The organism is Leifsonia sp. 71-9 (assembly GCF_001898805.1).
Taxonomy (GTDB): Bacteria; Actinomycetota; Actinomycetes; order Actinomycetales; family Microbacteriaceae; genus Leifsonia.
The window spans coordinates 590,059-602,998 of record NZ_MKVJ01000021.1 but is presented as its reverse complement, the minus strand read 5'-3'; the positions used below and the strand labels follow the sequence as shown (position 1 = coordinate 602,998).

The window sequence follows — 12,940 nt, the reverse complement described above, 5'->3', positions numbered from 1 at the left end:
GGTGGCAACGAGCGATGGCCGCAGTCCAGGCTACTCGCCGCGGAGGTACCAGCCGCGCCCGTCGTCTCCGGGGTCGCCGTCGCCGGGGCCGGGGAGGTCGTCGTCGCGGAGCGCCTGCAGCACGTCCTCGACGTCGATCGCGGGGGTCGCGCCCGCCTGCGTCAGCGCGTTGTCGACGGCCGAGCGGACGAGCGAGCTCAGGAAGGAACCGGGGTTCTCGACCCCGATGCCGCGCAGGATGCCGGTGGACTGCTCCACGATCGAGCGTGAGAACGCGGTGGCCGTGGCGATGGCCTCCGCGTAGGCGGGGCGGTCCTGCTCGGCGACGACGACGGGCTCGCCGCCCATCTCGACGACGAGGGCCTGCGCGATCGGCAGCACCGGGGCGGCCGCGGTGACGGCGAACCACGATTCGGCCAGGCGCGCCAGGTCGAGGCTGGTGCCGGTGAAGTCGAGCGCGGGATGCACGGCCAGCGGGATCGCGCCGGCGGCGGCGGCGGGGCGGAGCACGTCGACGCCGTACCCGGGCGCGGTGTGCAGCACGATCTGGCCCGGCTGCCAGGTGCCCGTCGCGGCGAGCCCGGCGACCAGGCCGGGCAGCTCGCTGTCCGGGACGGCCAGGATGACGAGTTCGCTGCGCTCGACCAGCACCGGGACCTCCAGCACCGGCGCCTGCGGCAGCATCGCCTCCGCGCGTTCGCGGCTCGCCGCCGACACCGCCGAGATGCCGACCACGGCGTGACCGGCTCCCGCGAGGGCGGCGCCGAACACCGGGCCGACGCGTCCCGCGCCGACGATCCCGAGGCCGAGGCGCCCGGAGCGTTCCACGGGGCTCATGCGGACTCCCCCCAGCGGTGGCTGCGGTCGCTGCGTCCGGCGGCGATCGCGTCGGCCGACGCCCGCTCGAACAGCCGGATGCCCTCCGTCGCGTCCATCGCCGCGAGCCGCGGGTGGACGGGGCCGCTCACCGTGTGGAAGTCCACCTCGGCGAGCCCGAGCAGGCGGTCGATCGGCCCCTGCTCCAGTTTGAGGCTCTGCAGGCGGGCGAGCGGCACGATCACCAGCTGCCGCCAGACGAACCCGTGCCGCAGGAGCACCGCGCCGTCGACGCTCGTGTAGCCGGTGCGCTGCCACGAGAGCGGCCGCAACCAGGCCGCGCGCCGCGGGCTGCTGGTCCAGTCGTCGCGGCCGCGGGACGTCATCCCGGAGCGGATCAGGTCGCGGTGCTCCTCGGTCGCGAGCCCAGGGAGGATCAGCGCGAGCACGCGCTCGACGTCGGTCGCATCCCCGACCGGGAGCGTCGTCGTGTTCGCCTGCCCGGCGGCGCCCTTCTCGCGCGAGTGGCCCGCCGTGTTGATCCGGATCTGCCACCAGCCGAACGGACGCCACAGCAGCGGCTGCAGCACCTGCACGGCGTGGATGCGGCCGGGCGGGAGGGTCTCGTTGCTCGTGCTGAGCAGCCCGAACCCGACGCGCACCCCGTCCGGCGTCCCGGCGATCGAGTAGCGCAGCGACTTGGTCAAACGGTTGATGTAGAAGCTGGCCGAGCCGATCAGGCCGGGCAGCACGATGAGGGCGAGCCAGAGCCATCCCGTCGCCGCACCGATGGCGGTCAGGGCGACCACCACGACGACGAACACGGTGAAGCCGCTCATCAGCAGCGAGCCGAGGAGCCGCAGCGGCGGGATCTTGACGACCGACTCGGGCGGGGCGGCGTTCGGGTCGAGCTCCGGCGCGAGGAACTCGTTCACACGGCGGTTCACCAGGTCGCCGACGGCGGCGGTCCGGGAGGCGGCGGCGCCGGGTGCTCCCACGGGTGCGCCGTCGGGGGCTCCGGCTCCCGCGCTCTCGTCCGCCCGGGCCTGCGCCTCCGCAGCGCGCACACCGGAGGCGAGCCGCAGCACGTCCGAGCGCAGCCCGTCCGCCAGCGACGAGCCGAGGTAGGCGAGTTGGAGGTTCGCGTCGTGCCCGGCCGCGGTGATGTCGAGCTTCGCCGCGCCGAACAGCCGCGCGATCAGCGGCCGCACCACGTTGATGCCCTGGATGCGGTCGAGCCGTGCCTTGCGCTGCGTGCGGAACAGGATGCCGCTGCGCACCTCCACGGTGTCTCCCGTGATGCGGAACGTGTGCATCCGCCACGACAGGTAGAAAGCGCCGAGGCACAGGATGAGCACGACGGCGACGCCGAGCAGCGCCCAGCCCTCCCAGCCGCGGTTGTAGATCTCGTCGAGGGGGTCGCCGCCGTAATCGGGGGCGCCCACGAAGAAGCCGACCAGGCGCTCCCGCAGGTTGGAGAGCACGAAGCCGAGCACCGCGATGAAGACGATGCCGCCGCGCAGCAGCGGTGTCGCCGGGTGCAGCCGGTGCCACTCGCCGTCCGTGAACCGTTCGGCCGAACGCTCGACGGCGGACAGCGGGCCTCCGGGCAGCGGGCCTCCGGGCAGCGGCTCGGTCACAGCCCGGCCCGCCTGCTCTCGGCCAGATCGACCAGGCGGTCGCGCAGCTCGGCGGCGTCCGCATCGGGCAGGCCCGGGATGACGACGCCGGTCGAGGCCGCCGCGGTCACGAACTTCAGGTCGGCGAGGCCGAGCATCCGCCCCACCGGGCCGCGGTTGATGTCGATGAGCTGCATCCGCCCGTACGGCACCGAGACGAAGCGCTGGTACATGATCCCGCGGCGGAAGAGCAGGTCGTCCTGCCGCTCCAGGTAGCCGATCGACCGGGCGCGCCGCGGCGCGATCACCAGCGCGACCAGGGTGATGACGACGATCGCGATCAGCGCGATCCAGGCGAAGGACCAGCCGGCGACGAGCCAGAGGAAGGTCGCGACGGCGGACGCGACCACACCGCTGATCAGGGTGCCGACGATCACGACCACCACGTACTTGGGCGAGACGCGGCGCCAGTCGCCGACGTTCAGGTCGATGCGGGCGCGTGCCGGCTCAGCGGGGGTCGACATGGGCGTTCTCCGGGTCGTCGTCGTCATGGTCGGGCGGGAGGCTGCAGAAGCTCTCGGCGATCAGTCCGGCGACCAGGAGCACCACGGCTCCGACGGTCGCGAGCACGGTGAGCAGGATGGAGTTGCCGCCCGGGAGCACGTCCCGGCTCAGCAGGTAGGCGAGGACGCCGATCCCGGCTCCGGTGAGCAGCGCGCCGCTCAGCCCGCACGCCTTGGCGAGCACCACGACGCGGGTCGCCTGGAACGGGTCGATGCGCCGGGAGCTGCGCCCGCGGACGGCCCGGCGGATCGGCACGGCGAACGCCACGATGATGACGGCGACGGCCACGAGCGTGATGGGCAGGGTGGCCGGCGGGATGAACACGGCCATCCCCGTCGCCGATGCGCCGAGCTCGCCGAGGAATCCGACGACGAGGCCCACGACGCCCAGGCCGATGAGGGAGGTGGGGCGGGTCCGGTTCATCGGTCGCCTCCGTCCGTGTCGTCGAGGGACTCGGCGGTGTACGGCGTCACCGGGTCCGTCGCCTGCGCCGCGAGGTCGGTGACGCGGCCGTATCCGGCGAGCACGGCCTCCGGGTCCACGTCGAGCCACGGCACGAGCACGAACGCCCGCTCGTGGGCGCGCGGGTGCGGGAGCGTCACGCGCTCGTCGTCCGAGACGATGCCGTCGTAGTCGACGATGTCGATGTCGATGGTGCGGTCGCCCCAGCGCTCGGTGCGCAGCCGGCCGAGGGCGTCCTCCACGCGGTTCACCAGCGCGAGCAGCGCGAGCGGGTCGAGCACGGTGTCGATGCGGGCGACGGCGTTGAGGTAGGCGGGGGCCTCCTCGTCGATGCCGTCGAGCTTCAGAGCCGGCGTCTCGTACAGGCGGGAAACGGCCTCCACCCGCAGTCCGGGCTCGGCGCGCAACGCGTCGAGGGCGGTGCGGATGGTCGCGGCGCGATCGCCGAGATTGCTGCCGAACGCCAGCACGGCGGGGGATCCGACCCGCATGCGCTGCGGCCGGGCCATGCCGGGGGTCACGAGCGCCTCCGCACGACGCGCACGGCGACGTCGCCGAACGGCACGGTGATCGGCGCGTCCGGCTTGTGCACGGTGACCTCCACCGACTGGACGGCGGAGTGCGCGAGCACCACGCCCGCCACCCGCTCCGCGACGGTCTCGATCAGGTCGACCGGGTCGCGCTCCACGGCGGCGACGATCTCCTCCGCGAGCACGCCGTAGTGGACCGTCTGCTCCAGGTCGTCGGAGGCCGCCGAGCGCGCGAGGTCGAGACCCGCGGTCACATCGACCACGAAGTCCTGGCCGTTCTCGCGCTCGAAGTCGAACACCCCGTGGTGGGCGCGGACGCGCAGCCCCGTCAGGATGATCGCGTCGGCCGCCTCGGTGCTAGTCATCGCGTCCAGCTTGCCACGCCCGCACGACATCCAGGGCGACTCGCGTGGAAACGACGTCGTGCACCCGCACCGCCCAGGCCCCGGCCTGCGCCGCGAGGGCGGAGATCACGGCGGTGGGCGCATCCCGGTCCGCCACCGGCGCGCCGTCGGGCAGGAGGGCGCCGAGGAACCGCTTACGGGAGGCCCCGATGAGCACCGGGTAGCCGAGGGTCTCGATCTCGTGCAGGCCGGCGAGCACCTGCCAGTTGTGCTCCCCCGTCTTCGAGAAGCCGAGACCGGGGTCGAGGATGAGCTTCGCGGGGTCGATGCCGTGGTCGAGCAGGGAGGTGATCCGGGCCGAGAGCTCGCTCCGCACCTCCTGCACCGTGTGCGTGTAGACGGCGAGCGAGTCGGCGGAGTCGAGGCGGCCGCGCCAGTGCATGAGCACGTACTGCAGGCCGGTGTCGAGCACGGCGTCCGGCATCCCCGGGTCGGCGAGGCCGCCCGAGACGTCGTTGATGATCGCCGCGCCCGCGTCGGCAGCGGCACGGGCGGTGGAGGCGTTGAGGGTGTCGACGCTCACGGTGACGCCCTGCGCGGCGAGCGCGCTGATCACGGGCACCACGCGGGCGCGCTCCTCCTCCGGCTCGACGCGCAGGGCGCCGGGCCGGGTGGACTCGCCGCCCACGTCGATGATGTCGGCACCCTGGGCGACGAGCTCGAGCGCGTGCTCGACGGCCGCGGCCGGCTCGAGCCAGAGGCCGCCGTCGCTGAACGAGTCCGGAGTCACGTTGAGGACGCCCATGATGAGCGTCACTGCGCACCGCTTCCGATGAGGGCCATCAGCTCGGCGCGCACCACCGGGTCGGTGTACGCGCCGCGGGTGGCGAAGGTCACGGTGGTGGCGGTCGTCTGCCGCGGGCCGCGGGTGGTGACGCAGGCGTGCGAGGCGTCGAGCACGACGAGCACGCCGCGCGCACCGGCGCCGCGCTCGATCGCGTCGGCGATCTGCTCGGTCAGCCGTTCCTGGATCTGCGGCCGGGCCGCCAGGGTGTCGATGACGCGCGGGATGCGGCCGAGGCCGACCACCGACTCCCCCGGCAGGTAGGCGACGTGCGCGACGCCGAGGAAGGGCAGCAGGTGGTGCTCGCACACCGAGCGGAACGCGATGTCGCGCAGCACCACGGTGTCGGCGTGCTCCGACTCCAGCGGCACCGGCTCGCCGAGCTCCGCCGACGCGTCGACGCCCACGCCGGCGAAGAACTCGGCGTAGGCGTCGGCGACGCGGGACGGCGTGGTGGCGAGGCCGGGACGCGACGGATCCTCGCCGATAGCGGCGAGGATCTCGGCGACGGCCGCCTCGATGCGTGCGCGATCGAAACCGGTCATGCGGTGACGCGACCTAGGCGGTCGCCGGCCGCGGCTTGATCGCCGGAGCGCGCTTCGGCTTCGACGCCGGCGGCTCGGAGTCGACTCCGCCGTCCACGGCTCCGGAGTCGATCGGCGCCTTGGCCTTCGGGAAGTCGATCGGCGGCACGTCCGAGATCGGGCGCTTGTCGCTCGACAGCCACTGCGGACGCTCGGGGAGCTTCACCACGTCGGAGAAGATCTCGGCGATCTGGTTGTGGTCGAGGGTCTCCTGCTCGAGCAGCGCCGCGGCCAGGCGGTCGAGGACGGCCCGGTTGTTGTTGAGCACCTCCCACGCCTCGTCGTGCGCCTTCTCGATGAGCTCGCGCACCTCGGCGTCCACCTGCTCGGCGATCCGCTCGGAGTAGTCGCGCTGGTGGCCCATGTCGCGGCCGAGGAACATCTCGCCGTTCGCCTGGCCGAGCTTGACCGAGCCGATGTCGGCGCTCATGCCGTACTCGGTGACCATCTTGCGGGCGATCGAGGTCGCCTTCTCGATGTCGTTCGAGGCGCCCGTCGTCGGGTCGTGGAAGACGATCTCCTCCGCGACGCGGCCGCCCATGGCGTAGGTCAGCTGGTCGAGCAGCTCGTTGCGGCTGACGGAGTACCGGTCCTCCAGCGGCATGACCATGGTGTAGCCCAGAGCACGGCCGCGCGGCAGGATGGTGATCTTCGTCACCGGGTCGGTGTGGCGCATCGCGGCGGCGGCGAGGGCGTGGCCGCCCTCGTGGTACGCGGTGATGAGCTTCTCCTGGTCCTTCATGACCCGGGTGCGCTTCTGCGGTCCGGCGATCACGCGGTCCACGGCCTCGTCGAGGGCGCGGTTGTCGATCAGCTGCGCGTTCGAGCGGGCGGTGAGCAGGGCGGCCTCGTTGAGGACGTTCGCCAGGTCGGCGCCGGTGAATCCCGGCGTCTTGCGGGCGAGCACCTCGAGGTCGACCGACGCCGCGAGCGGCTTGCCGCGGCCGTGCACTTCGAGGATCTTCTTGCGGCCGAGCATGTCGGGCGCGTCCACGCCGATCTGACGGTCGAAGCGGCCCGGGCGCAGCAGCGCGGGGTCGAGGATGTCGGGACGGTTGGTCGCCGCGATCAGGATGACGTTGGTCTTCGGGTCGAAGCCGTCCATCTCCACCAGGAGCTGGTTCAGCGTCTGCTCGCGCTCGTCGTGCCCGCCGCCCAGACCGGCGCCGCGGTGACGGCCGACCGCGTCGATCTCGTCGATGAAGATGATGGCCGGCGAGTTCTCCTTCGCCTGCTGGAACAGGTCGCGCACGCGGCTCGCGCCGACGCCCACGAACATCTCGACGAAGTCGGAGCCCGAGATCGAGTAGAACGGGACGCCCGCCTCACCCGCGACGGCGCGGGCCAGCAGGGTCTTGCCGGTTCCGGGAGGGCCGTACAGGAGCACGCCCTTCGGGATGCGGGCGCCGACCGCCTGGAACTTGGCCGGCTCCTTGAGGAAGTCCTTGATCTCCTCGAGCTCCTCGATGGCCTCGTCCGACCCGGCGACGTCGTCGAAGGTGACCTTCGGCGTCTCCTTCGTGACCATCTTCGCCCGGGACTTGCCGAACTGCATGACCTTGTTGCCGCCGCCCTGCATGCCCGACAGCATGATCCAGAAGAACACGCCGATCAGCAGCGCCGGGATCAGGAAGCCGAGGATGTTGACCAGCCAGTTCGGCTGCGGCACCTCGTCGTCGTAGCCCTTCGGCAGGTTCGCGTCGTCGACCGCCTTCACGACGTCGGCGCCGCGCGGGGTGACGTAGTAGAACTGCACCTGCGTGCCGAGCGACCCGTCGGCCTCCTTGAGCGTCAGATCGACGCGGTTCTCACCGTCGACGATCTTCGCGCTGGAGACCTTGTCGCTCGAGAGCAGCTCCAGACCCTTCTGGGTCGAGACCCCCTTGAAACCCGACATCGTGATCAGACTCGAGCCGATCCACACGGCGATGATCGCAAGCACGACGTAGAGAATCGGGCCGCGGAAGATCTTCTTGACGTTCATGGTGCGACCACAGTACCGCTTCGGCTCTGTGGGTCGGCTGCGTGTTCGCTCTGGGCACGCAGTACGCGGCCCACTCCGACACGCCCGGGACTGCACCTCCCCCGCGCAGCAGAACGCCGAGTGGGTGAATAGTCCGCCCACTCGGCGTTCTCACGTGCACATCCCGCCCACTCGGCGGGCGCCCGGCGAGCCGGGGTCGCTCAGCTGTAGACGGACGGGGCGAGGATGCCCACGCCGCGCAGCGTGCGGTAGCGCTCGGCGTAGTCGAGGCCGTAGCCGACGACGAACTTGTTCGGGATGTCGAAGCCGACGTACTTCACGTCGATCTCGACGCGCGCCGCCTCCGGCTTGCGGAGGAGCGTGAAGATCTCGATCGACTCGGGGCCGCGGCTGCGCAGGTTCGCGATCAGCCAGGAGAGGGTGAGGCCGGAGTCGATGATGTCCTCGACGATGAGCACGGTCTTGCCGCTCAGGTCGGTGTCGAGGTCTTTCAGGATGCGGACGACGCCGCTCGACTGGGTGCCGCTGCCGTACGAGCTCACGGCCATCCAGTCCATCGTGACGGAGAGCTTCAGCTCGCGCGAGAGGTCGGCCATCACCATGACCGCTCCCTTCAGGACGCCGACCAGCAGGACGTCCTTGCCCGCGTAATCGCGTTCGACCTCCCGTGCCAGCTCGGCGAGGCGGGAGCGGATCTGCTCCTCGGTGATCAGAATCTCGGTCAGGTCGTTCGCGACGTCCGTGAGTTCCATGGGGGAGGTGCTGTCCTTAGCTGTTGGGGTGAAACGTGAGCAGCCCGTTCTGCCTCTCAACTCTAATGCCTGGCAGGCTGAGCGGACCCTGGCCGTGCCAGTCGGTGATGAGCTCCGCGACGGCCAGCGTGTGGGTGCGCGTGAGCGAGACCCCGAACTCCGCCGAGACGACGAGTCGGATGATGCGCTGGCGCAGCGCGGGCGGGTCAGCGGCCAGCCCCCGGACGTCGAGCGCGACGGCGCCGTCGTCGGTCTGGCTGACGAGCTCCAGCGCCCATTCGAGCGCGAGGCCGTCGAGCGCCTCGTCGTCCTCGCGCAGCTGCTCCGCGGTACGGGCGAGCGCCTCGGCGACGCCGGGACCGAGCTCGCGCTCGAGCACCGGCAGCACCTCGCGGCGCACGCGCACCCGGGTGAAGGCGGGATCGTCGTTGTGCGGGTCGTCCCAGGGCTCCAGCCCGGAGTCGGCGCAGACGGCGCGGGTCGCCTCCCGCCGCAGGCCGAGGAACGGGCGCAGGAGCGTCCCCGTGTCCGGCAGCATCCCCTGCAGGCTCCCCGGGCCGGAGCCGCGGGCCAGGCCGAGCAGGACCGTCTCGGCCTGGTCGTCGAGGGTGTGGGCGAGCAGGAGGCGCTCGGCGCCCGTCGCGGCGCGGGCACGGTCGAACGCGGCGTGGCGGGCGGAACGCGCGGCCCCCTCCGGCCCTCCGGCCCCGTCGACGCTCACGCGCTCGATCAGCACCGGGTCGAGGCCGAGCTCGCGCGCCTGGGCGGCGGCCCGTTCGGCGACGGCCGCGCTGCCCTCCTGGAGGCCGTGGTCGACGACCACGGCACCGGCGCGGTATCCCGCCCGCGGCGCCTCGAAGGCCGTCGCCGCGGCGAGGGCCAGGGAGTCCGCTCCCCCGCTCAGCCCGACGAGCACGAGCGCGCCCGGCGCGAGGGGATGCGCGCGGCGCGGCCCGTGGTCGTCGTGCGGGTCCGGCGCGGGCAGAGCGGCGGCCGCGGAGAGCGCGTCGCGGACCGCGCGCCGGGCGTCGGCGATCGGGGGCGTGAGGCGGGGGCGACGCTCAGGGGAACCGTTGACGTGCATCCAGTAACGTTATTGCAGTCTTTCCGAGAGCTAAGGAGAACGGCACATGGCCGCATACGACGTCGTCATCGAGATCCCCAAGGGGAGCCGCAACAAGTACGAGGTGGACCACGAGACGGGCCGGGTCTACCTGGACCGCGTGCTCTTCACGAGCTTCGTCTACCCGACCGACTACGGCTACTTCGAGAACACCCTGGGTCTGGACGGCGACCCCGTGGACGCCCTCGTGCTCCTCGAGTACCCGGCGTTCCCCGGCGTGGGCGTCAAGGTCCGCCCGGTCGGCGTGCTCAACATGAGCGACGAGGCGGGCAGCGACGCGAAGGTCGTGGTCGTGCCGGCGAAGGACCCGCGCTGGGCGCACATCCAGGACATCACCGACGTCCCGGAGCAGACCCGCAAGGAGATCGAGCACTTCTTCGCCCGCTACAAGGACCTCGAGCCGAACAAGTTCGTGAACATCGAGGGCTGGGGCGACGCCGCCGAGGCCGAGAAGATCGTCGAGGCCGGCTTCGAGAAGCTGAAGGCCGAAGGCCACTGAGCCCCGCGGGCCCGTCGCCCGCGAGCACAGGAAAAACGCTCCCGATCGAGTCGATCGGGAGCGTTTTTGCTGTGCTCGCGGGCCGGAGTCCGGAGTTGGGGCGGGCGCGGGTCAGGCGGAGGGGCGGGCTACTTGGGACCAGGGGGAGCCCCAGACCGACTGGATCTTGACGACGTCGCCCTCGGTGGGTGCGGCGATCATCTGGCCGCCGCCGATGTAGATGCCGACGTGGTAGAAACTGCCCGGGCCGCTGCCCCAGAAGATCAGGTCGCCGGGCTGCTTCGCCCCGTAGGAGACGAGCTGGCCGTTGTTGCGGGCGGTGTAGTACTGGTCGTTGACCGAGTGACCGCCGATGTAGACGCCGGCGTAGGCGTAGGCCTTCATGGTGAGGCCGGAGCAGTCCCAGGTGTTCGGGCCGGCTCCGCCGAGCACGTACGGCTTGCCGAGCTGCGAGCGCGCATAGGCGATGGCGGTCTGCACGACGTTGCCGTTCGGCGGGGCCACGACACCGCCGCCACCACCGCCGCCGGACGAGCCCCCGGAGGAGGAGCCGCCGCCGGACGAGGAGCCGCCGCCACCGCCTCCCGAATTCGCCGGGGGGTTGTTCGCCGCTGCTTCCGCCGCCTTGCGCTGCGCCTCGGCCGCCGCCGCAGCCGCAGCCTTGGCCTGCTCGCCCTGGAGGTACGCGGCCTCGACCTGCGCGGACGTGTTCTTCAGCGTCGCGAGCTGGGCGACCAGCTCGGTCGACTTGCTCTGCTGCTCCGCGAGGGCCGCCTGCGCCGAGCTCTGGGCCGACTGGGCGGCCGCGAGGGCGGTGTCGGCCTGGGTCGCGAGATCCTGGCGCGCCGATTTCGCGGAGGTGGCCTGCGCCTTCAGCGACTCGGCCGCGTTCTTGTCCTTCGTCGCCTGATCGTAGACGGCCTTGGACTGCTCGGTGAGCTTGCTCATGGTGCCGAGCTGGAACAGGAGCTTGTCGGCCTCCGAGCCCGAGCCTCCGCCGTTCAGCATGAGCTGGCTCGTGACGTCTCCGCCGCCGGACTTCGCCAGGTGCGAGGCGAGCAGGCCGGCGCGCATCTGCGAGGTCTTCGCCTTGTCCGCCGCCGCGGCCGCCTGCTTCTGCAGGTCGGCCTCCTTGTCCGTCGCGCGGTCCAGGGCGAGCTTGGCCTGCAGGTAGGTCTCGGCCGCCTTGGCCGCCGCGACGTTCGCCGCGTCGACGCTCGACTGCAGCGTGCCGATCAGGGCCGTGATGTTCGACACCATCGCCTGCTGGTTCGCGACGCTGGACTTGGCCTGCTGCACGTCGTTCCAGGACGGGTAGTCGACCGCCTGCGCGGGGGTGACGATGCCGATCGACGCGGTCACGGCGCCCATGACGCCGGCGCCGATCGCCAGTCCCGTCCGGGTGCGCGATGCGCGGTCGGTGTTCGGGGTCTTGTCGTTCTCAGCCAAGGGGTGCCTGCCTGTCTCTCATGAACGGGATGCCGTCGATCTTCACGTCGTTGATGCGCACCTCGTAGTGCAGGTGGCATCCCGTGGACGCGCCGGTGGTCCCGACGCGGGCGATGGGTTCGCCGGCGCTCACCGACTGGCCGATGCCGACCAGGATGCCGCCGTCGCGGATGTGCGCGTAGCCCGTCTTGACGGCGCTGCCGTTGTCGATGAGCACGAAGTTGCCGTAGGAGCCGTTGGGCCCCGCGTAGATCACGGTGCCGCTGTAGGCGGCGTAGATCGGGGCGTTGCACGAGGCGCCGATGTCGATGCCCATGTGGTAGGTGCTGCCCACGCCGCCCGGGGAGGGACGGGAACCGAAGCCGTCGGTGATCGGGCCTGCGGCGGGAACCGCCCAGCCCTGCGGGCCGACGTATCCGCCCGGGAGTCCGGCCGAGCCGCGGGCCGCTGCGGCTGCTGCGGCCGCCGCGACACCGGCTTCGTAGCCCGCGACCGTCTGAGCGGTCGCGTCCGTCAGCGCAGCGAGCTGCGCCTGCATCACCACGATCTGCTTCTGCTGCTCCGCGAGCTTGTCCTGCGCGGCCTTCGCCGCCTCGATCGCCGCCTGCATCGCCGCCTCGGCCGCGACCTGCAGCTTGGAGCGCTCCGCCTTGGCGACGTCGGCCTGGTCGGAGAGCGCGTTCGCGGTGTTCTGGGCGGTCTTCGCGTCCGTGTAGACGCGGTTCGACTGCTCGGCCAGCTTGGACATGCTGCCGAGGTCGGAGAGGAGCTTGTCGGGGTTGGTGCCGGAGGCGCCGTTGCCGCTCAGGAAGAGGTTGGCCGTGAGGTTACGCCCGCCGGTGCGGTACAGCTGCGCGGCGACCTTGCCGGCCTGCGTGCTCGCGTCGTCCGCCTTCTTCTGGCTCGCGGCGGCCTGCTTCTCGAGATCCTGCGCCCGCATGTTCGCTTCGTCGAACTTGGCCTCGGCCACCTGGAGCTCGGCTCCGCGCTTCACGGCTTCCGCCTGTGTGGAGGCGACCTCGCCCTTCAGCTGCGAGATCAGGCCGTTGATCTTGTCGACCTGGGCGGACGCGGTGGCCTGGTTGGCCTTCGCGTTCTGGACGTCCTGCCAGCTGGGGTAGTTGTCCGCGTAAGCGGGGGCGACGGATCCGACGGCGGCCAGCGCCGCGATGGCGGCCGCTGCGATCCCGGCACGCAGGGACCACGGCCTGCGCCTGGGGACCTTCTCCCCGAATCCACTCGTCTCGCGTCTCATCGCCACCTCGAACCCGCTTCGCTCACGTATCGTTTTCATCTCGTTTGTCACACCAGTCGCACGGGTATCGCTAGTCAACTCGTGCAACTTTACCAACATGCGCGCGCGAAGCCCA

At 71.6% G+C, this 12,940-nt stretch carries 14 protein-coding genes; 1 reads left to right on the top strand and 13 read right to left on the bottom strand.

Translation table 11 applies throughout. From position 1 onward, the window contains the following. Window positions 1–30: 30 nt before the first annotated feature. The 11 genes from BGO91_RS19440 to tilS all read right to left on the bottom strand — a co-directional run bounded on the left by BGO91_RS19440 (window position 31) and on the right by tilS (window position 9,583). Window positions 31–837, bottom strand: coding sequence for a Rossmann-like and DUF2520 domain-containing protein (locus BGO91_RS19440; protein ID WP_290474382.1), 807 nt, complete (start codon window positions 835–837; stop codon window positions 31–33). Continuing rightward, on the bottom strand, window positions 834–2,456 hold the full coding sequence (locus BGO91_RS19435; protein ID WP_290474381.1) for a PH domain-containing protein: 1,623 nt from the start codon (window positions 2,454–2,456) through the stop codon (window positions 834–836). The genes BGO91_RS19440 and BGO91_RS19435 overlap by 4 nt, the downstream gene beginning before the upstream one ends. After that, window positions 2,453–2,959 carry a PH domain-containing protein gene (locus BGO91_RS19430; protein ID WP_290474380.1) on the bottom strand — a complete coding sequence of 169 codons (507 nt, stop codon included), beginning with the start codon at window positions 2,957–2,959 and terminating at the stop codon, window positions 2,453–2,455. Before BGO91_RS19430 ends, BGO91_RS19435 begins: the two co-directional genes overlap by 4 nt. Continuing rightward, entirely contained in the window at window positions 2,943–3,422 is a 480-nt protein-coding gene (locus tag BGO91_RS19425; RefSeq protein WP_290474379.1) for a DUF3180 domain-containing protein, read from the bottom strand. The genes BGO91_RS19430 and BGO91_RS19425 overlap by 17 nt, the downstream gene beginning before the upstream one ends. Then, complete coding sequence (gene folK, locus BGO91_RS19420) at window positions 3,419–3,982, bottom strand: 2-amino-4-hydroxy-6-hydroxymethyldihydropteridine diphosphokinase (RefSeq protein ID WP_290474378.1); 564 nt, start codon at window positions 3,980–3,982, stop codon at window positions 3,419–3,421. The genes BGO91_RS19425 and folK overlap by 4 nt, the downstream gene beginning before the upstream one ends. Next, window positions 3,979–4,356 carry a dihydroneopterin aldolase gene (gene folB / locus BGO91_RS19415; RefSeq protein WP_290474377.1) on the bottom strand — a complete coding sequence of 126 codons (378 nt, stop codon included), beginning with the start codon at window positions 4,354–4,356 and terminating at the stop codon, window positions 3,979–3,981. The genes folK and folB overlap by 4 nt, the downstream gene beginning before the upstream one ends. After that, complete coding sequence (folP, locus tag BGO91_RS19410) at window positions 4,349–5,152, bottom strand: dihydropteroate synthase (RefSeq protein WP_290474376.1); 804 nt, start codon at window positions 5,150–5,152, stop codon at window positions 4,349–4,351. The genes folB and folP overlap by 8 nt, the downstream gene beginning before the upstream one ends. Next, window positions 5,149–5,724 (bottom strand): GTP cyclohydrolase I, encoded by a 576-nt coding sequence (gene folE, locus BGO91_RS19405; protein ID WP_290474375.1) that lies wholly within the window; start codon window positions 5,722–5,724, stop codon window positions 5,149–5,151. Before folE ends, folP begins: the two co-directional genes overlap by 4 nt. Window positions 5,725–5,737: 13 nt before the next feature. Beyond that, window positions 5,738–7,747 carry an ATP-dependent zinc metalloprotease FtsH gene (gene ftsH / locus BGO91_RS19400; protein WP_290474374.1) on the bottom strand — a complete coding sequence of 670 codons (2,010 nt, stop codon included), beginning with the start codon at window positions 7,745–7,747 and terminating at the stop codon, window positions 5,738–5,740. A gap of 200 nt (window positions 7,748–7,947) precedes the next feature. After that, window positions 7,948–8,499, bottom strand: a complete 552-nt coding sequence (gene hpt, locus BGO91_RS19395) for a hypoxanthine phosphoribosyltransferase (protein ID WP_290474373.1) — start codon at window positions 8,497–8,499, stop codon at window positions 7,948–7,950. 16 nt (window positions 8,500–8,515) lie between these two features. Continuing rightward, window positions 8,516–9,583 carry a tRNA lysidine(34) synthetase TilS gene (tilS, locus tag BGO91_RS19390; RefSeq protein ID WP_290474372.1) on the bottom strand — a complete coding sequence of 356 codons (1,068 nt, stop codon included), beginning with the start codon at window positions 9,581–9,583 and terminating at the stop codon, window positions 8,516–8,518. 46 nt (window positions 9,584–9,629) lie between these two features. On the opposite strand from tilS, the gene BGO91_RS19385 reads away from it, so the two are divergent. Then, complete coding sequence (locus BGO91_RS19385) at window positions 9,630–10,121, top strand: inorganic diphosphatase (protein ID WP_179701250.1); 492 nt, start codon at window positions 9,630–9,632, stop codon at window positions 10,119–10,121. A gap of 111 nt (window positions 10,122–10,232) precedes the next feature. Here the strand turns inward: BGO91_RS19385 and BGO91_RS19380 are convergent, their stop codons facing one another. After that, the gene (locus BGO91_RS19380; RefSeq protein ID WP_290474371.1) at window positions 10,233–11,570 is read right to left on the bottom strand and encodes a C40 family peptidase; all 1,338 of its coding nucleotides are present in this window, start codon (window positions 11,568–11,570) and stop codon (window positions 10,233–10,235) included. After that, window positions 11,563–12,825, bottom strand: coding sequence for a peptidoglycan DD-metalloendopeptidase family protein (locus BGO91_RS19375; protein ID WP_290474370.1), 1,263 nt, complete (start codon window positions 12,823–12,825; stop codon window positions 11,563–11,565). Before BGO91_RS19375 ends, BGO91_RS19380 begins: the two co-directional genes overlap by 8 nt. Window positions 12,826–12,940 lie beyond the last annotated feature (115 nt).

Coding starts and splice junctions, on each gene's coding strand:
- folB (WP_290474377.1), bottom strand. CDS start 4,356: ATGACTAGCACCGAGGCGGCCGACGCGATCATCCTGACGGGGCTGCGC.
- BGO91_RS19375 (WP_290474370.1), bottom strand. CDS start 12,825: ATGAGACGCGAGACGAGTGGATTCGGGGAGAAGGTCCCCAGGCGCAGG.
- folE (WP_290474375.1), bottom strand. CDS start 5,724: ATGACCGGTTTCGATCGCGCACGCATCGAGGCGGCCGTCGCCGAGATC.
- BGO91_RS19440 (WP_290474382.1), bottom strand. CDS start 837: ATGAGCCCCGTGGAACGCTCCGGGCGCCTCGGCCTCGGGATCGTCGGC.
- BGO91_RS19425 (WP_290474379.1), bottom strand. CDS start 3,422: ATGAACCGGACCCGCCCCACCTCCCTCATCGGCCTGGGCGTCGTGGGC.
- BGO91_RS19430 (WP_290474380.1), bottom strand. CDS start 2,959: ATGTCGACCCCCGCTGAGCCGGCACGCGCCCGCATCGACCTGAACGTC.
- hpt (WP_290474373.1), bottom strand. CDS start 8,499: ATGGAACTCACGGACGTCGCGAACGACCTGACCGAGATTCTGATCACC.
- BGO91_RS19385 (WP_179701250.1), top strand. CDS start 9,630: ATGGCCGCATACGACGTCGTCATCGAGATCCCCAAGGGGAGCCGCAAC.
- ftsH (WP_290474374.1), bottom strand. CDS start 7,747: ATGAACGTCAAGAAGATCTTCCGCGGCCCGATTCTCTACGTCGTGCTT.
- tilS (WP_290474372.1), bottom strand. CDS start 9,583: ATGCACGTCAACGGTTCCCCTGAGCGTCGCCCCCGCCTCACGCCCCCG.